Genomic DNA, 19,203 nt, shown 5'->3' with positions numbered 1-19,203 from the left:
GATTCCTTCAATGTTCCGAAAAGTTAACGCGGGTTCATCGGCCGATGGGGCGATTCCGTCAAGATGGCGGGCCGATCGCCTGCTTCACCCGTTCGCCCTGAGCCTGTCGAAGGGCGCGTGCCACCAGCGTCGCGCTCGCGGATAGCCGCCCTTCGACAGTGAGCAGGTGAAACCATCCCCCGGATGGTTTCAGCCGAGCCTGGGAGGCTCGGCAACCTGCTCACCAGGTGAACGGGGATGGGCAAAACAGTTCAGGGGCAAGGCGTCGGCTACGAAGCGTCGGACCCGTTGGATCGCCGCTACTGCTGTCAACCGCCAACCCATTGAATATGGATAACGAAATCGGCCGACCACATTCCCGCTGTCCTACACGCCCCATCCGTGCCACCCCTTCCACGCTCTGTCTCACCGCAGGCCCCCCGTTTCGAAAAACACGTGCGTCGGCGTGACTTTTGTGACTTTCCGAACCGCTCCCACGCCGGGAACAACGCCTGCCCTACGACCGTAGGGAGCGTTGGCACGGTGCGCGGCGACCTGTAAGGGGATGCACATGAATTCGGACGTCATCATCCTCGGCGGCGGCCTGGTCGGCGCCACCCTCGCACTGGCGCTCGACGCGCATGGGGTCACGAGCATCGTCGTCGATCCCGCCGACCCCGCGGTGGTCCACGCCCCGGGCTTCGACGGGCGCGCGTCGGCGATCGCCAGCGCGAGCGGGCGGATGCTGGATGCGATCGGCGTGGGCAAGGCGCTGGCGGGCCAGGGCTGTGCGATCCGGCATATCCGGGTCAGCGACGGGCTGGCGCCGGGCAAGCTCGATTTCCGGCCTGGCGACAACGATGATCCGCTCGGCACGATGTACGAAAACAAGGCGCTGCGCGCCGCGCTGTTCGCCGCCGCGACTGCTGCGACCCATGTCGACCTGCGCATGCAGACGCGCGCGACCGAGCTGGTACGCGGCGAGCATCAGGTCACCGCGACGTTGAGCGACGGCATCACCGTCACCGCGCCGCTGGTGATCGTGGCGGAGGGGCGCAATTCGCCGACGCGCGAGGCGGCGGGGATTCCGGTGGCGCGCTGGCAATATGACCATGCCGCGATCGTCGGCGCCTTCCACCACGAATATCCCCACGAGGACGTCGCCTACGAAATCTTCTACCCCGCCGGGCCGTTCGCGCTGCTGCCGCTGCCCGACGACGACATCGGCCATCGATCGGCGATCGTCTGGTCGGTGAAGGGCGCGGACGGGCCGGGCATGATGAAGCTGGGCGACCGCGCCTTTTTGGCAGAGGCGACCAAGCGGATGGGCGGGTTCCTCGGCGAACTCAGCGCAGCATCGCCGCGCGCGAGCTATCCGCTGGGCTTCCACCATGCTGCGCGGATCACTGCGGAGCGGCTGGCGCTGGTCGGTGATGCCGCGCACGGCATCCATCCGATCGCGGGGCAGGGGCTGAACCTGGGCCTGCGCGACGTCGCGACGCTGGCGGAGGTGCTGGTCGAGGGCAAACGGCTGGGGCTGGACCTGGGCGATCCGGCGCTGCTCGAACGCTACCAGCGCTGGCGCGGGCTCGACACGTTCATGGTTGCCGCCGCCACCGATACGCTGACGCGCTTGTTCGGCATTCCGGGCAAGACGGCGAGCGCGGTGCGCCGCTTCGGCATTTCCGCGGTCGATCGCCTGCCGCCGCTGAAGGACCGCTTCATGGCGGAAGCGCGCGGCGAAAGCGGCACCTTGCCCAAGCTGCTGCAGGGCCTGCTGGTGTGAGCGAGACGCCGGTCGATCCGGCGACGCGGGCAGCCGCGACGCCGCTTGCCCGCGCGCAGGCGGGCGTGACGCGCGCCATGGGCATCGCCGTCGTCGTGACGGTGGCGCTGGCGCTGATCGGCTACGCCCGCGGCGATGCGATGATGCTGGAGGCGCGCGGCTGGACGCTGGGCGTCGCGCTGCTGACGCTCGGCCTATGGGTGGCGGCGGCCATCGGCGACGTCGCACGGCGGCGCTTCGCGTCGGCGAGTGCGATCGATGGCGGCGACGGCGTCGACCCCCGTGTCGACGTGGCCAATGCCATCCTGCGCAACACCGCCGAACAGGCGCTGCTCGCCGCGATCGCTTATGGCGCGCTGACGCTGCTCGACGATCATGCGCGTGTGGCCGTTGCGCTGTTCGCGGCCTGTTTCTCGGCCGGGCGGCTGCTGTTCTGGAGTGGCTATCGCGACGGCGCGGCGGCGCGCGCGCTGGGCTTCGGCCTGACCTTCTATCCCAGCGTCGCCGCGCTGCTGATGGCGGCGCTGGCGCTGCTGCGCTAATCCGGCCCCTGTCTGCCGCAGCGGGCAACCGGCTCGTCGCAGGCGTAACCCGCACATTCCGCGGTTAATTTGACTTTAGCGCTTTGGCCCCACAACGCTGCCACCCTGACGCCGGGGGGACGCGGCGCACGGATCATGAGGCGCCGCCCGCGTGTTTTTGCGCAACGATCAAGGCTATGAGCTGGCCGGCGGCACCGCGGCGCGCCCGTTCGTGCGCCTGCCGGGCGTGCCCGGCGCGCGGCCGGCGGTGCGGACGCCGGGGCTGTTCGGTATCGACTGGGGCGCGATCGACTGGGCGCCCGACCTCGGCGCGCAGATCGGCACGCGCGACTGGTGGCGCGGCCTCGCAACGCTGACCGGCCTGCTGGCGACGGTCTGGGCGCTGAACCCCGGCGTGCGCCCTCTCGTCGGCGCCACCCCCGCCGCGCTCGACGGCGCCGCCTGGGAAGAGGCGCGCGGCCAAGCCATCGCGCCGCTCGCCTGGGGCGGCGACACCGGCCATCGCATGGCGGCGAACGACCTCGTCTCGCCGCTCGCCGAGGCACCCGAACGCCCGCATGTCGAGCTGAGCGCGACGCTGGGCGAGGGCGATGCGCTGGCGCACGTCCTGACCCGTGCCGGCGTCGGCCGCGCCGATGCGGCGCGTGCGGCGGAGCTGATCGCGCAGGCGGTATCGCTCGACGACATTCAGCCGGGCACCCGCCTGTCGCTGACGCTCGGCCGCCGCCCGACGCGCACCGTCGCCCGGCCGCTCGAAAAGCTGTCGCTGCGCGCGCGCTTCGATCTGGCGCTGACGCTCGATCGGGCCGCCACCGGGCTGGTGCTGACGCGCCAGCCGATCGCTGTCGACCGCACGCCGCTGCGCATCCAGGGCCTCGTCGGTTCCAGTCTGTACCGTTCGGCACGCGCGGCCGGCGCGCCGGCGCGCGTGGTGGAAAGCTATATCAAGGCGCTGGCGACGCGCCTGTCGATCGGCCGCGACGTGGGGGCCGCCGACAGCTTCGACCTGATCATCCAGCGCGACCGCGCCGCGACGGGCGAACAGCGGCTCGGCGACCTGCTGTTCGCCGGCATCGACCAGGGACGCCGCAAGGTCGAACTCGTCCGCTGGGACGATGCGGACGGCCATGCGAGCTGGTTCGACGCCAAGGGGCAGAGCGAACGCCGCGGCTTCATGGGCATGCCGGTGGCGGGGCGGATCACCTCGTCCTTCGGGTTCCGCATGCATCCGCTGCTCGGCTATCTGAAAATGCACAAGGGCGTCGACATCGGTGCGCCTTATGGCTCGCCGATCTATGCGGTGCTCGACGGCGTGGTGCAGGGCGCGGGGCGCTCGGGCGGTTACGGCAATTTCGTCAAGCTCGGCCATGCCGGCGGCCTTGCCAGCGGCTATGGCCATATGAGCCGTATCGCGGTGACGCGCGGCCAGCACGTGCGGCAGGGGCAGGTGATCGGCTATGTCGGCTCGACCGGCCTGTCGACCGGGCCGCATCTGCACTGGGAAGTATGGCGCAACGGCCAGACGGTAAACCCGCGCTCGATCAGCTTCGCCAGCGTCGCGGCGCTGTCGGGCAGCGACCTGCGGCGGTTCCGCAGCTACGCGGCCGGGCTGCTCGCGGTGCCGGTGGGCGGGCGGTAGACGGGTCCCGCTTGGCGCCCGTTTGAGAGCGTCACCCCAGCGAAAGCTGGGGTCTTCAGCGGCTCCTGCGGCGCGCAATCATCGGGAGATCCCAGCCTGCGCTGGGATGACGGCTGGATTGGGCGCAGCGCGTCCGACTCACCGCCCCTGAGCGCGCCAGCGGAGAATGGTGCGGGCGATGATATCGTCTTCGCCACCGGCGTCGCACCAGAGTTGCGAGAAAATGGGGTCGGTGGACGCGGGTTGCTTGGCGGGTTCGAGGTTGTCGAAGCTGACGCGGATCGGCACCGCGACGCCTTCGCCGCAGACGATGCATTCGCGGTTGCGCAGCGCCGGGATCGCATCGAGAAAGCCGCGCGCGCCCTCCGGCATCGCCGCGCGGACGAAGGCCTGGTCGCGTTCGTTGTTGAGGCGCATCGCGATGATCGTGCCGCATTGCGACAGCACGCCTTCCTCGAGGTCGGACGGACGCTGCGTGATCAGCCCCAGGCTGACGCCATATTTGCGCCCTTCCTTGGCGATGCGGCCGAGGATGCGGCCGACCGAGGCGTTGCGCCCGTCGGCACCAAGGCTGCTCGGGATGTAGCGGTGCGCCTCTTCGCAGACGAGCAGGATCGGGCGCCTGGGCTCGTTGCGCGCCCAGATCGCGAAGTCGAAGGTCATGCGGCTGAGCATCGCGACGACGACCGAGGTGATTTCCGACGGCACGCCCGACACGTCGATGATCGAGATCGGCTTGCCGCCGCCCGGCATGCGGAAGATGCGGGCGAGGAAATCCGCCATCGAGTCGGCAACGAGCATGCCGGAGAACATGAAGCCGTAGCGCGGATCGGCCTTGATCTCTTCGATCTTGGTCTTGAGCCTGAGATAGGGGGCGGTGTCGCCGGCGCGATCCATCTTGCCCATTTCGAGGCTGATGAAATTGGTGAGGTCGCTGAGCAGATAGGGGATCGGCGCGTCGACGGTGAGCTTGGCGACACCCTGTCCCAGGCGATTCTTGCCGCGTGCCATCAGCAGGCACTTCGCCAGGATGTCGCGGTCGAGCTGGCTGTCTTCGCCGCGGGCGGTGACGAAGACCTCGCAATGCTCCTCGAAGTTCATCAGCCAATAGGGCATCTGGAGATTGTTGACGTCGTACAGCGCGCCATTGTTGCCGAAGGCGGCGCCATATTCGCCGTGCGGATCGATCATCAGCACATGGCCCTGCGGCGCCAGTTCGCAGATGCGGTGGAGGATCAGCGCGGCGCTGGTCGATTTGCCGGTGCCGGTCGAGCCCACGAGCGCGAAATGCTTGCCGAGCATCGCGTCGATGTAGAGCGAGGCGCGCACGTCGCGGGTCGGATAGACGGTGCCGATCTGGATATGCGCGCGGTTGCTGGCCGAATAGATCTGTTGAAGGTCGGCGGTGGTGATCGGGAACACCTCGCACCCCGGAATCGGATAGCGCGTCACGCCGCGGCGGAAGCCGTATAGGCGGCCGGTCAGCTGTTCCTCCATGCCTTCGCCCAGGAAGTCGATTTCGGCGGCGACCCAGTCGCTCGACCCGTCGCGCAGCGTCAGGCTGCGGACGTTGGCGACCAACCACGATTGGCCGATGCGCATCTTGATCTGGGTGCCGACCTGGCCCGCGCCGGCGGAAACCGGATCGGATCCTTGCGCGGACAGGGCCAGCGCATTGCGGTCGAACAGCACACGGCTGCTGCTGCCCGCGATCGTCAGGACGCAACCGATCGGTGCGCCGGACAGGCCGATCGTTTCCTGCACGTCCGCCGCGCTCAACGGCGTACCTTGCGAAAACGAACCCGCCCCCGCCATATCGTTCATCACGCCCGATCCCCGTTCATACCGGACCGAAGGTAGAGGGCGCTGGTTAATTTAGCGTTGGGAACGGTCACACACGGCGCGCGACCCAGCCGGCGCCCCAGCCGAGCGCGATCGACAGCGCCACCGCCGCGATTCCGTACAGGAACGCATGCCGTTCGGCGGCGCGCGCAACGAAGCGTTCGAAGCCCGATTTGCGGATATCGATGTCGCGTACCGCCGCCGCCAGCACGCGGCCGTCGCGGATCAGGAAGGTTTCTGCGGTGAATCGCCCGACGGGGACGCGCGCCGGGATGGTGAGTCGCGCGCGGTACAAGACGTCGTCGGTAATCTCGACCGCGCGCGGCGCCTCGACATACAGGCCGGCCCGGCGGCGCAGGTCGACGAGGCCCTGCTGAAAGCGATGCTCGACCGTGCTGACCGCATTGGAGCCGGGGGACAATTGCAGGCTGTCGAGCCCCAGTTCGTAAATCGCGCGGGTGCGTTCGTCGACGATCCGGTCGATCGGGCGCGACGAGGCGAGCGCGTAGAAACTGGGCGCCGAACTGTAGCGCTGATGCTGGGCATTGACCCAGATGCCGGCGATCTTTTCCTTTTCGCGGACCAGCACCGATTGCGTCGGGCCCTTCACGATCACCACGATATCCGTCGGCGATTCGCCGGGGGGCAGGCGGCCGCCGGGGTAGAGGATCGCGCCGAACAGCAGCAGCTCGGCGCCCGTAAAGCTGTAGGCGATCTCGATCTGGCGCTGCGACACGTCGGGGACGAGCACCGGTTTCGCCGTCGCAAAGCCGCCCGGCGGCGCCGACGACGCCAGCAGCGCCGGCGCGACGAGCAGCAGAGCCGCGCGCGCGCTCACGTCAGCTCGACCGTGAAGATTTCCTCCGGCCGCCAGACGAGGCCGAGCAGGATGCGCAGACCGACGAGCAGCACCATGATCGCGAGCGCAAGGCGGAGATATTCGGGCTTCACCCGGCTGGCGAAGCGCGCGCCCAATTGCGCCCCCGTCACCGATCCGAGCAGCAGCAGGCCGGCGAGCACGATGTCGACCGCCTTGGTGGTGGTCGCGTGCACCATCGTCGCGACCGCGGTGACGAACAGCGTCTGGAACAGGCTGGTGCCGACGACGACGCTGGTCGCCATGCCGAGCAGGTAGATCATCGCCGGCACCAGGATGAAGCCGCCGCCGATGCCGAGCAGGATGGTGAGGATGCCGGTGAAGAAGCCGAGCAGCAGCGGGGCGAGCGGCGAGATGTAGAGGCCCGACGCGTAGAAACGCGTGCGCAGCGGCAGCGCGGCGACCAGCGGATGGTGGCGCCGCTTGCGCGCGCGGGGGCGGACGCGGCCCTTGGCGACGCCGATCGCACCGATCGATTCGCGCGCCATCAGCGTACCGATCGATCCCAGCATGGCGACATAGACGACGCCGATCACCGTATCGATCTGGCCACTCGCTTTGAGCAGCTGGAAGATCCACGCGCCCGCCCCGCTGCCGAGGATACCGCCGGCAACCAGCACGCTGCCCATCTTCACATCGACGCCGCCGCGATGGAAATGCGCGAAGACGCCCGACACGCTCGCGCCCGTCACCTGGCTGGCCGAGGAAGCGGCGGCGACGGTGGGCGGAATGCCGTAGATGATGAGCAACGGCGTCGTCAGAAAGCCGCCGCCGACCCCGAACATGCCCGACAGCAGCCCGACGCCGCCGCCCAGCAGGATGATGACCAGCGCGTTGACCGACAGGTTGGCGATGGGGAGGTAGAGGTCCACGAAAGGCTTTATACGCGGCTGGCGCCGCGGGACTAGGACCATCGTCATCGTGCGGTTCGGCGGGCCGTGCCGGACAGAGACCGGTCTTATCTCGTCACCCCGGACTTGATCCGGGGTCCCGCTTTGGGTCGACCGCCGGAAAAGCGGGACCCCGGCTCATGGCCGGGGTGACGGGAGGGGGCGTTCGGGGCCCGTCGTCAGAAGTTGGTGCCGATCGAGAGGGCGGGGCCCGAATCGGGGCGGGCGTTGCCGGCGATGCGCTGGCGCCAGTCGGCGGTCAGGCGGAGGTTGTGGTTCGCGACCGGCACGACGAGGCCGAGCGACGGGCCGATGTCGAGCCGCGCGGCGCCGCGCTGCGCCCCGCCCCATGCACCGATTCCGGCGTCGAGGCGCGCCTTGCCCCGGTGCGCGACGGGATGCGCGAGGCGGAGAGCGCCATCGACGAAGGCTTCGGTGCCGTCGCGCGCGATCAGTCCCGCCTGGCCATAGCCCTCGACCGTGACCGGCCCGGCGATGGGCGCGGGGCCATAGCCGCCGACGAGACCGAGCATCGCGCCGCCGCGGCCGCCGTCGAGCGCGATGCGGCGTTCGGCGAGCAGGTGGATCGGCAATCGGGTGGGCTGCCAGTCGAGGCCCAGTGCCGCTTCCGCACCACGGCCGGCGAGCGGGGTCGAGAACCGCACCGCGAGCGCGACGCGGCGCGATGCGCCCAGCGCATAGGTGACGCGAATCCCCGCCTGCGATCCGCCGAGCTGGCCGCCGCTGGCCTGCCCGATCCCGCCGTCGCGGGTGATGCCCCAGACGCTGCCGGCAAGACGCGACGGTCCCCGCGGGGTGGTCGCGGCGGGCGTTGCGAGCGGGAGCAGGGGCGGTGGCGGCGTGGGGCGGGGCGTTGGCGTCGTCGTCATGGCGGGCGCGGGGCGGTCGCCGTCCGTTTGAGTGGCGGCGGTCGGGATGCGCGACAGTGGTGGCGGCGCCGCGATTTGCGTGGGGTTCGGCCGTGGGATCGGTGTGGCGCCGCGCATCGGAAGCGGGGAGCGCCCGGCCGCCTCCGCCGTCCCGACCCCGAGTGCGGCGACGATATGCTCGACCGGGCCAGCGAGCGGCGCCAGCGGCAGCTCGCCTGTCTGCAACAGGGCCAGGGTTCGCATGCCGATCCAGCCGCCGAGCACGATCGCGAGAAAGCGCAAGGGGCGCCCGCCGGTCATGCCAGCGGCGTGCCTGGCTCCGGAAAGGCGTGCGCGGTCTTGTCCCAGATCAGCGGGCCGCCGCGCAGCAGCGTGAGGTAGCGCCGGATCGCGCGTGGCGCGGCGATCAGCGCGATGATGTTGCCGACGAAGAATCGCGGCAGCGACCAGCCCGCCTGGCACCAGCCATGATCGTGCGCGGTGCAGCCGACCCGCATGCCCAGCCGCCAGACGAGCAGCAGCGTGGTCGCGGTCAGCAGCCAGTCGGCGAGCCGGTCATCCGCCACCGCGGTTCCGGTCAGCCAGTGCAGCGCGACGGACAGCGGCCACAGGAGGATCGCAGCATAAGCGATTGCGAGCACCAGCACCGACACGGGCGCGCGCCGGTCGCGAAAGCGCATCCAGTGGTCGGCCAGCGCCTGCGGCCGCCCCCAGCCGGTGCGATCCCATCCGGCGAGCGCGATCCCGGTCATCCACCGCGCCTTTTGCCGCGTGGCGGTGGGCACGCTGTCGGGGAAATAGGCGCGCACCGCGATCAGGCTGTCGTCACGGGGATCGCGCACGCGGGCGAAGCGGCTGCGGCCACCGCGTTCGGCGATGTGAAGGCCGAGCTCGTAATCCTCGGTCAGGCTGGTGTCGTCGAACGGCGCGCCGCCCCGATCCGCGGCGATGGCCGCGAGCATGTCGGTCGCGATCGCGCAGCCCGTACCGGCGAGCGGCATCGCGGCGCCCAGCATCGCGCGCACCGGCTGCTGGACGATATGCGCATAGGCGAATTCGTCGGCATAGTGGCCGGATACCAACGATCCGCGACGGACCAGCGGCAGCACGGGCAACTGCACGACGGCGCATCCCTCGATCAGCGTGTCGAACACGGTGAGTTCGGCGGCGTGGACGACATCCTCGGCATCGTGCAGCACCACCGCCTTGATCGGGCCGTCCGCGGCGTCGGCGACGAGCGCGCGCCACAGGCTGTTGAGGCAATCGGCCTTGGTGGTCGGGCCGTTGCGCGGGCCGACGATCACGCGGATGCGCGGGTCAGTCGCCGCCACCGCATGCGCTGCGGCGATCGTGCCGGGATCGTTGGGATAGACGCCGACGTAGAGCCGGTAATCGGGATGATCGATGCGCGCGACGGCGGTGGCGAGCATCTGGCCGATCACCGCCTGTTCGTCCCAGGCGGCTACGAAGATCGCGAGGCATCCGCTGCCGGTCGGCGCCGGCAGTCGATCGAGATGCGCGGGAATGGCGCCGCGTCCCATTCCACGTCGCACCAGGAAACACAGGTCGACGATCAGATCGTCCAGGCCGCCGATCAACAGGCCGGCGGCGGCGAACAACATGGTTTCGCGCGCAGCGGCGTCAATAATCGCGGTGATCCAATCCACGCGCCACCCCCCGGTCCGCCCCGGCGACAAACCTCCGTTATGGACTTAAGTTCGGCAAGTCACTTCTGGCATCGATATGAATTGGCCCAAGATAACGGGCCGGTCGTGCCGCCGGCTTCGAGGTCTTCGCGCGAATCGGATCAATAATGGCCTGCACATTCGCGTGGGGCAGGCAGCTCCGGCCCGCTGGATTCGGCCCCGCGAACGGCCTAGACATGGCGCAACAAGGGGGGCGCGGGCATGCGGCGGAATGCGGCGGTACGGTTGGCGGTGCTGGCACTGGCTCTGGCGCCCGTCGCGGCGTTCGGTGACGACAGCCCGCAGGTGGTGCTCGCCCAGCCCGGTACGGGCGGCGCCGGTGCGAACGGCGGCGGTGCGATCGAACGCTATACGATCCGCTTCAGCCAGGCGATGGTACCGCTGGGCGACCCGCGAGTGAAGGCGCCGTTCAAGACAGGCTGTGCCGGCACCGGCCGCTGGGTCGATCCGCAGACCTGGGTGTTCGATTTCGCCGCGCCGCTGACCGGCGATGCCAAATGCAGCTTCGACGCGGTCGAGGGGCTGAAGAGCGTATCGGGCTACAGCTTCTCCGGGCGGGCGAATTACACGGTCGAGGCGGGCGGGCCGCGCGCGCTCGCGGTGCTGCCGTCGGGGGACGAGATCGAAGAGGATCAGGTGTTCCTGGTCGCCGCGCCGGTCGCGCCGACGCGCGCTTCGGTCGCGGCCAATGCCTATTGCGCGGTCGACGGGCTGGGCGAGAAGATTCCGGTCGACGTGCTCGATGCCGGCCTGCCCGCGAAGCTGCTGGGCGAGATGGGCACGCGCAACTGGTCGGTGCGCAGCTTCCTGGAGAATGCCGGGCTGCCCGAGGCGGTGCCCGCCACGCCTGCGGAGCGACAGACCGCCTATGCGGGGATCACCGCCCTGAAATGCCGCCGCGCGCTGCCGCCGGGGCGCGACATGGCGCTGGTGTGGGGCAAGGGGATTGCCTCGGCGTCCGGTAAGCTGGCCGGCACGGACCAGCGGTTCGACTTTACCGTACGCAAGCCGTTCGCCGCGCGCTTCGAATGCAGCCGTACCAACCCGCAGGCCGGGTGCAGCCCGGTACAGCCCGCGTACGTCCGCTTCACCGCGCCGGTGCCGATGAGCCAGGCCGCGGCGATCCGGCTGACCTTCGCGGACGGCAAATCGATCGCGCCGACGTTCGATGACGACGATAAGAAGAAGGCGACGATCAGTGACGTCACCTTCAAGGCGCCGCTGCCCGCCGATGCGACCGCGAAGCTGACGCTGCCCGCCGGGATCAAGGACGAAAGCGGACGAGCCTTGAGCAACGCCGAACGCTTTCCGCTGGAGGTGAAGTTCGACGAAGCGCCGCCGCTGGTAAAGTTCGCGGCCGATTTCGGCATCCTCGAATCGGCGCAAGGCGGCGTGCTGCCCGTCACCGTGCGCAACGTCGAACCGGCGTTGCAGGGCAAGAGCCTGGCGATCGGCGGGCGGACGCTGAAGGTGGGCGATTCGGACGCGGCGGTCGCCGAATGGCTACGAACCGTCACCGCGGCGGGCGAGACCCGTATCGAGGACGTGAAGCGCGGCGACGAGGTCGTCGCGCGCATCAACCACACCGGCGACCGATCAATTCTGGGCGATCAGGGCGCGGGGCTGACGCTGGGCCTGCCGGGCAAGGGGCGCGCATTCGAGGTCGTCGGCATTCCGCTCGGCAAGCCGGGGTTCTACGTGGTCGAGCTCGCCAGTCCGCGGCTCGGTCGGTCGCTGCTCGGGCGCAACGCGCCGCGCTACGTCGCGACCGCGGCGCTCGTCACCAACATGGCGGTGCATTTCAAATGGGGCCGCGAGCGCAGCCTTGCCTGGGTGACCGCGCTCGACAGCGGCAAGCCGGTCGCCAACGCGAGCGTGCAGGTGAGCGACAGCTGCACTGGCCGCCTGCTGGCGCGGGGCGTCACCGATCGCAGCGGCGGGCTGATGGTGCCCAAGGGGCTGCCCGAGCCCGAGACCTACGGCAGCTGTTCCGACACCGCGACCGCGCATCCGTTGATGGTGTCTGCACGCAACGGCGACGATTTCAGCTTTGCGCTGACGACGTGGGGCGAGGGCATCCGGCCGTACGATTTCGAATTGCCCTATGGCTATTCGGCGCCGTCCGAGACGTTCCACACCGTCTTCGACCGCGCGCTGGTGCGCCAGGGCGAGACGATCCACATGAAGCATATCGTCCGCCGTCCGGATGGTAGCGGCTTTGCGATCCCGCCGGGCTTCAGCGGCACGCTGCGCCTCGCGCATCGCGGATCGGACACGCAGTTCGACCTGCCGCTCAATATCGATGCGCGCGGGGTGGGCGAGACGAGCTGGACGGTGCCGCAGGGCGCGCCGATGGGCGACTATGACCTGCGCATCGTGCGTGATGGCGTGCGGGGCGACGACGTCACCTATACGTCGCAGTCGTTCAAGGTCGACGAATACAAATTGCCGACAATGCGGGCGAGCGTGACCGGGCCGAAGGCGCCGGCGGTGCGGCCCAAGTCGCTGCCGCTCGATCTGTATGTCGGCTACCTCTCCGGCGGCGGCGCGAGCAACCTGCCCGTCGACGTGCGCGTCGGCTGGTTCGCACATAGCGCCAACCCGGAAGGCTATGAGGCGTACACCTTCGGCGGTGCCAAGGTGGAGGAAGGCACGCGCGCCATGAACGGCGACGGCGACGATCGCGAGACGCCGCTGCCCCCGACGCAGACACTGCCGGCGACGCTGGGCGGTGACGGCACGGGCCATATCAACGTCGACGTGCCCGCGCTCGACGGGCTCGCCGACATGCGCGTCGAGATGGATTATCAGGACGCCAATGGCGAGGTGCTGACCGCAAGCCGCGTGATCCCGATCCTGCCGTCCGCGGTGCAGCTGGGCATCAAGACCGACGGCTGGCTGATGAAACAGGACGACCTGCGGCTGAAGTTCGTCGCGCTCGACGCGCGCGGCAAGCCGATCAAGGGGCAGACGGTCTCGGTCGCGCTGTACAGCCGTCAGATCCTCACCGCGCGGCGGCGGCTGATCGGCGGCTTCTACGCCTATGACAACCAGATGCGCACGACGAAGCTGGCGGCGGCCTGCACCGCCACCACCGATGCGCAGGGGCTGGCCAGCTGCACGATCGATCCCGGCGTGTCGGGCGAGGTCTATGCGGTCGCGACGACGACCGATGCGGACGGAAATGTCGCACGCGCGGTGCAATCGGTGTGGCTGGTCGGCGACGACGCCTGGTGGTTCGGCGGCGACAATGGTGACCGGATGGACGTGATCCCCGAACGCACCGCCTACAAGGCGGGCGAGACGGCGCGATTCCAGGTGCGCATGCCGTTCCGCGCCGCGACCGCGCTGGTGACGGTGGAGCGCGAGGGCGTGCTGTCGAGCTTCGTCACCGACCTCAGCGGCACCGATCCGGTGGTCGAGGTGCCGCTGCCGGGATCGTACGCGCCCGACGTCTTCGTCTCCGTCCTCGCGGTGCGCGGGCGGGTGGAGAGCGGCTGGACCAGCTGGCTGCGCGGCATCGGCCAGTCGCTGGGGTTGGTGAAGAGCGAGCCCGCCCCCGAACCGACCGCTTTGGTCGACCTCGCCAAGCCCGCCTTCCGCCTCGGTATCGCCAAGGTGAAGGTGGGGTGGGAGACGCATACGTTGGGCGTGACGGTGAAAGCCGATCACGAACGCTTTGCGCCGCGCGGCACGGCGGCGGTCGCAGTGCAGGTGAAGCGGCCGGACGGCTCGCCGGCGACGAGCGCCGATGTCGCCTTCGTCGCGGTGGACGAGGCGCTGTTGCAGCTCGCCCCCAACGACAGCTGGGACGTGCTGACCGCGATGATGGGCGAGCGGCCGCTGTCCGTGCTCACCTCGACCGCGCAGATGCAGGTCGTCGGCAAGCGGCATTACGGTCGCAAGGCGGTGGAAGCGGGCGGTGGCGGCGGCGATGCCGCGGCGGCGATCAACCGCGAGAATTTTAAGCCGGTGCTGTTGTGGCAGGGGCAGGTGCCGCTCGACGCGAGCGGGCGTGCGACGCTGCGCGTGCCGCTGTCCGATGCGCTGTCGTCGTTCAAGCTGGTCGCGATCGCCACCGACGGCAACGGGCTGTTCGGCACTGGATCGACCGCGATCCGCACCGCGCAGGATCTGTCGGTCTATGCCGGCCTGCCGCCGCTGGTGCGCAGCGGCGACTGGTATGCGGCAGGCTTTACGCTGCGCAACGGAAGCGATCACCCGATGACCGTCACCGCGAAGGTGGAGGTGTTCCCGCGGATCGCGCAAGGCAAGCCGCTGACCGTGACGATCCCCGCCGGACGCGCGGTGCCGGTCGCGTGGAACCTGACCGCCCCACAGGCGAGCGGGACGCTGCGCTGGCAGGTCACGGCAACGTCGAAGGACGGCAAGGCAAGCGACCGGCTGACCGTCAGCCAGCAGGTGGTGCCGGCGGTACCGGTCGAAACCTGGGCGGCGGCGCTGACCCGGGTCAGCGACACCACCAGCCTGCCGATCGCGGCCCCCGCGGGCGCGCTGCCGGGGCGCGGATCGGTCGACGTACAGCTGACCGACACGCTCGCGCCGCCGCTGGCGGGCGTGCGCGATTACATGACGCGCTATCCGTACAATTGCTTCGAACAGCAATTGAGCCGGATCGTCGCGCTCGGCGATGCGGCGCGGTGGAGCGCGCTGGCGGGGGCGATCCCGACCTATCAGGCATCCGACGGGTTGCTGCGTTACTGGCCGCGCGAATCGCTCGACGGGTCGGAGGCGCTGACGGCCTATGTGCTGTCGCTGACCAGCGAGGCGGGGCTGCCGCTGCCGCCGGCCTCGCGCGCGCGGATGGTGGAGGGGCTGAAGGCGGTGCTCGACGGCCGCGTCCGGCATGAGACCTATGGCGATCCGCGCCAGCAGAAGCTGGTGGCGTTCGCGGCGCTCGCGCGGGCCGGGGAAGCCACGCCCGCAATGCTGGGGCAGATCGGCCTGCCGGCACAGGACATGCCGACCTCGCTCCTCGCCGATTATATCGCGGCGCTCGACCGGGTGCCGGCCGCCAATGCGGCGGCGTTGAAGGCGCAGGCGGAGGGCGTGCTGCGCAGCCGGCTGGTCTACGAAGGCACGCGGCTCGACCTGTCCGACGCGTCGTCGGCGCCGTGGTGGCTGATGGCGTCGGGCGACGAGGCGGCGATCAAGGCGCTGCTCGTTACGCTCGGGCGACCGGGCTGGCAGGACGAGGCGGCGAAGATGATGGTCGGCGTCAGCCTGCGCCAGTCGCGCGGCCATTGGGACACGACGACGGCCAATGCCTGGGGCGCGGTGGCGGTGCGCAAGTTCGCGGGGCTGTATCCGGCGCAGGCGATTGCGGGCACGACGACGCTGCAGCTGGGTTCGGCGAGCGCGTCGCGCAGCTGGCCGCTCGCCGCCGACGCGCGGACGGTCAGTCTGCCGCTGCCGCCGGCACAGACGCCGCTGGTCCTGCGACAAAGTGGTGGGGCGGGGCCATGGGCGACGGTGCTGGTGCGCGCTGCGGTGCCGCTGACCAGCCCCGTCTTCGCCGGATACCGCGCGACGCGGACGGTGCAGGTGGTGCAGGCGCGTGAACGCGGGCAGCTAACGCGCGGCGACGTGCTGCGCGTGACGATCACCGTCGATGCCAGTGCCGAGCGCAACTGGGTGGTGGTCGACGATCCGATCCCCGCGGGCGCGACGATCATCGGCGACCTCGCCAACCAGTCGCAGATGCTGGGGGAGGGCGGCGACAGCGACGGCGTGCAGCCGTCGTATATCGAGCGTGGCAACGACAGCTGGCGCGCCTTCTTCGCCTGGGTGCCGCGCGGGCGCTTCACGGTGAGCTATGCGCTGCGGCTGAACGGCGCGGGCCGGTTTAGCCTGCCGCCGACGCGGGTGGAGGCGATGTATTCGCCGAGCGTGCGGGCGCAGGTGCCGAACCAGCCGGTGGTGGTGGGGCAGCGGTGAGGGGGGCCGTCATTGCGAGGAGGGCGCGGCGATGCAGCGCCGAATCAGGACGCCCTGGATGGCGGCGCTGCGGTCGCCTCACATCCCCTGTCACCCCGGACGTGGTCCGGGGTCCACTCCGCGGCGAGGGGGAAGGCCGGAGGCGCAGGCCGTCCCCCCAGCCCCACGGTGGACCCCGGAACGAGTCCGGGGTGACGGAGTGGGTGGGGCAAGCGGGGTGGCAGAGCGGCGGGGCTGCTGGCCTGAGCGTCTGACGTGGCGTTCCGCTTCACCCCCCGGCGCGCCCTCGCACTGGTCGGCGTCGTCGCCGTCATCGGTGGCGGCCTCGATTACGCCACGCGCCCACCACCCCTCCCGGACTACGCCACCGTCCGCGCGCGGTGGCGACCGTCGGAGGCGTGGCTGTACGATCGGCACGGCGCGCTGATCGACAGCGCACGCGTCGATTTCGCGGCGCGGCGGCTCGCCTGGACGCCGCTGTCCGTGATCGCGCCCGATGCCCGCGCCGCGATCGTGCGGGCGGAGGATCATCGTTTCTTCGATCATGGCGGTGTCGACTGGGTGGCGCTGGCCGGGGCGACGCGCGCGCGGATCGAGCGGCAGCGGGCACGCGGGGCGTCGACGCTGTCGATGCAGGTCGCGGGCTTTCTGTCGCCGACGCTGGCGCGGCCGGGCGCGCGCGGGTGGATCGACAAGGTGCGCCAGATCCGCGCGGGCCGTGCGCTGGAGGCGCGGTGGAGCAAGGACCAGATCCTCGAAGCCTATCTGAACCTCGCCGGCTATCGCGGTGAGGCGCAGGGGATCGGCGCGGCGGCGCTGGGGCTGTTCGGCAAGACGCCGGCCAGCCTGACCCGCGATGATGCGCTGCTGCTCGCCGCGCTGCTGCCCGATCCGCGCGCCGATGCGGCAACGATCGCGCGGCGGGCGTGTGCGCTGTCGGGGGGGGCGGATTGCACGCGGTTCGCGCCGCAGGTCGCCGCGATGCTGGGGCCGGCGCGCAGCTTGGCGCTCGATCCGGGATTGGCGCCGCATCTGTCGGACCGGTTGCTGACGAAGCCGGGGCTGCGCATCACCACGACGCTCGATGCCGGAGTGCAACGGATGGCGGCGGCGGCGCTGCGGCGGCAATTGCTCGGCCTCGGCGGCACGCGCGCGCGGGATGGCGCGGTGGTGGTGGTCGATAATGCGAGCGGCGACGTGCTCGCCTATGTCGGCGGGATCGGCGGCGCGTCGACCGCACCGGCGGTGGATAACGCCAATGCCTATCGCCAGGCGGGATCGACGCTGAAGCCGTTCCTGTACGCGCTGGGAATCGAGCGGCGCTACCTCACCCCCGCGTCGATCCTCGACGATTCGCCGGTGCAGCTCGACACCGCATCGGGCTTGTACGTGCCGCAGAATTACGACCGTGGATTCAAGGGACCGGTGTCGGCGCGGATCGCGCTGGCGGGGTCGCTCAACGTGCCGGCGGTGCGGACGCTGCTGCTCGTCGGGGTGGAGCCGTTCCGCGATCGGTTGTGGGACCTGGGCTATCGCGGACTGGTGGAGGACGGCGCCTATTACGGCTTCTCGCTCGCGCTGGGGTCCGCGGAGGTGACGTTGCTGGAGCAGGCCGACGCCTATCGCACGCTGGCGCAGGGCGGGCGGTGGAGCCCGCTGCGGCTGACGCTAGACCAGCCGCGGGTGGCGCCGCGCGCGATCGTCTCCCCTGCGGCGGCGTGGATCGTCGGCGACATGATATCCGATCCCAATGCGCGTGCCGCGACCTTCGGCCTCGATTCGGCGTTGCGCCTGCCGTTCTGGGCGGCGGTGAAGACGGGCACGTCCAAGGCGATGCGCGACAATTGGTGCATCGGCTATTCGGATCGCTTCACCGTCGGCGTGTGGGTCGGCAATGCGGAGGGCGACCCGATGCGCGCGGTGTCGGGCACCAGCGGCGCGGCGCCGGTATGGCGCGACGTGATGCTGGCCCTGCATGCCCGCGCGCCCGGTCGCGCGCCGCCGAAGCCCGCCGATGTCGTCGCGAGCCGCGTCGCCTTCACCGACACGCGCGAACAGGCGCGGCAGGAGTTTTTCGTTCGCGGCACTGCGCAGACGCGGGTCGCCGCCGCGCCGGCCGAGGCGCATCGGCCGCGCTTCACCAATCCGGTGGCGGGCAGCGTCTATGCGCTCGATCCCGATATTCCGGCGGATCGCCAGCGCTTGGTGATCGGGGTCAGCGGCAGTGCTGCCGCGCATCGCATCCAGCTCGATTCACGCGATCTGGGGCCGGCGGATCACGGCGAACCCGTGATGCCGGGGCCGGGGCTGCACCGGCTGCGGCTGGTCGATGGCGGTGGCCGGATCGTCGACCAGATCCTGTTCACGGTGCGCTGACGAAAATCGTGCGCCACGAAAGAACCAAAGCCCGCATGACGCGTTAGCCGCCACTGATCCCTTAACCCCTTTTGGGATCAGTGCCGGTCCAAGCACGGCACGGCCGCGCCGATGCGTAGCAGGCGGCGCGGCCAACGCCGTGGTGGCCAGCCGGGGCCGTTACGGCGTGTTGCGACCGCCGCCGGTGTTGCTGCCGCCGGGGCCGCCTGCGCCCGCCGCACCGACCGTGCCGATGTTGCCGAACAGATCCTCGAAGAAGCCGCGCTTCTTACCCAGCGTCGGCGTCGTCTTGCCGTACGGATCGACATTGGCGATCTGATCGATGCCGGTGCGCGTCACCGACTTGACCGTGCCGTTGGGATCGAAGGTGATCTTCAGCGCGATCTGGTCCTTCGCCTTGGGCTTCTGGAAATTGAGGTTCCGGCTGTCGCGCGAGACGTAATACCAGTCCTGTGCCCCGAACTGGCTCGCGATCGTCGGCCGGCCGAGCACCTGCGCCACCGATGCGCGGTTATCGACGCCCGGCTGCACCGAATTCACCAGATCGGCGTCGATGATATAGCCCTGGTGCGACCGCAGCGGCGTGCAGGCGCCGGCACCCAGGACACAGGCCAGTCCCGCGATCAGACCCACGCGGGCACGGGCGCGGGCGCCGAAACGGGCAACGGATACGCTCATCACAATCTCCAGCGGCGGCTTTCCCGCCCATGGCGCGCGC

At 70.2% G+C, this 19,203-nt stretch carries 11 protein-coding genes; 5 read left to right on the top strand and 6 right to left on the bottom strand.

The window, feature by feature from the left end; all coding sequences use genetic code 11:
• Positions 1–550 precede the first annotated feature (550 nt).
• The 3 genes from ACP690_RS00430 to ACP690_RS00420 all read left to right on the top strand — a co-directional run bounded on the left by ACP690_RS00430 (position 551) and on the right by ACP690_RS00420 (position 3,946).
• Positions 551–1,765, top strand: a complete 1,215-nt coding sequence (locus ACP690_RS00430) for a UbiH/UbiF/VisC/COQ6 family ubiquinone biosynthesis hydroxylase (RefSeq protein ID WP_426259811.1) — start codon at positions 551–553, stop codon at positions 1,763–1,765.
• Positions 1,762–2,307, top strand: coding sequence for an MAPEG family protein (locus tag ACP690_RS00425; protein WP_426259810.1), 546 nt, complete (start codon positions 1,762–1,764; stop codon positions 2,305–2,307). The genes ACP690_RS00430 and ACP690_RS00425 overlap by 4 nt, the downstream gene beginning before the upstream one ends.
• A 151-nt stretch (positions 2,308–2,458) precedes the next feature.
• Entirely contained in the window at positions 2,459–3,946 is a 1,488-nt protein-coding gene (locus ACP690_RS00420; protein WP_426259809.1) for a peptidoglycan DD-metalloendopeptidase family protein, read from the top strand.
• A 138-nt stretch (positions 3,947–4,084) separates the two neighbouring features.
• On the opposite strand, the gene ACP690_RS00415 is transcribed toward ACP690_RS00420, so the two are convergent.
• From ACP690_RS00415 to ACP690_RS00395, 5 genes are all read right to left on the bottom strand, one after another.
• The gene (locus ACP690_RS00415; RefSeq protein ID WP_017980543.1) at positions 4,085–5,770 is read right to left on the bottom strand and encodes an ATP-binding protein; all 1,686 of its coding nucleotides are present in this window, start codon (positions 5,768–5,770) and stop codon (positions 4,085–4,087) included.
• A 67-nt stretch (positions 5,771–5,837) separates the two neighbouring features.
• The gene (locus ACP690_RS00410; protein ID WP_017980544.1) at positions 5,838–6,626 is read right to left on the bottom strand and encodes a TIGR02186 family protein; all 789 of its coding nucleotides are present in this window, start codon (positions 6,624–6,626) and stop codon (positions 5,838–5,840) included.
• The gene (locus ACP690_RS00405; protein WP_043061052.1) at positions 6,623–7,537 is read right to left on the bottom strand and encodes a sulfite exporter TauE/SafE family protein; all 915 of its coding nucleotides are present in this window, start codon (positions 7,535–7,537) and stop codon (positions 6,623–6,625) included. The genes ACP690_RS00410 and ACP690_RS00405 overlap by 4 nt, the downstream gene beginning before the upstream one ends.
• A 197-nt stretch (positions 7,538–7,734) precedes the next feature.
• Complete coding sequence (locus ACP690_RS00400) at positions 7,735–8,745, bottom strand: hypothetical protein (protein ID WP_426259808.1); 1,011 nt, start codon at positions 8,743–8,745, stop codon at positions 7,735–7,737.
• Positions 8,742–10,112, bottom strand: a complete 1,371-nt coding sequence (locus ACP690_RS00395; protein WP_426259807.1) for a glycosyl transferase family protein — start codon at positions 10,110–10,112, stop codon at positions 8,742–8,744. The genes ACP690_RS00400 and ACP690_RS00395 overlap by 4 nt, the downstream gene beginning before the upstream one ends.
• Positions 10,113–10,352: 240 nt before the next feature.
• Between ACP690_RS00395 and ACP690_RS00390 the strand changes: the two genes are divergently transcribed.
• Positions 10,353–16,109 carry an alpha-2-macroglobulin family protein gene (locus ACP690_RS00390; protein ID WP_426259806.1) on the top strand — a complete coding sequence of 1,919 codons (5,757 nt, stop codon included), beginning with the start codon at positions 10,353–10,355 and terminating at the stop codon, positions 16,107–16,109.
• Positions 16,110–16,364: 255 nt separating this feature from the next.
• The gene (gene pbpC, locus ACP690_RS00385; protein WP_426259805.1) at positions 16,365–18,485 is read left to right on the top strand and encodes a penicillin-binding protein 1C; all 2,121 of its coding nucleotides are present in this window, start codon (positions 16,365–16,367) and stop codon (positions 18,483–18,485) included.
• 159 nt (positions 18,486–18,644) lie between these two features.
• Here pbpC and ACP690_RS00380 read toward each other — a convergent pair whose 3' ends face one another.
• Positions 18,645–19,163 (bottom strand): outer membrane protein assembly factor BamE, encoded by a 519-nt coding sequence (locus ACP690_RS00380; RefSeq protein WP_244304953.1) that lies wholly within the window; start codon positions 19,161–19,163, stop codon positions 18,645–18,647.
• Between the last annotated feature and the right edge of the window lie 40 nt (positions 19,164–19,203).

The organism is Sphingomonas sp. DC4900 (assembly GCF_049896485.1).
Taxonomy (GTDB): Bacteria; Pseudomonadota; Alphaproteobacteria; order Sphingomonadales; family Sphingomonadaceae; genus Sphingomonas; species Sphingomonas aquatilis.
This window is presented reverse-complemented; position numbering and strand designations above follow the sequence as displayed.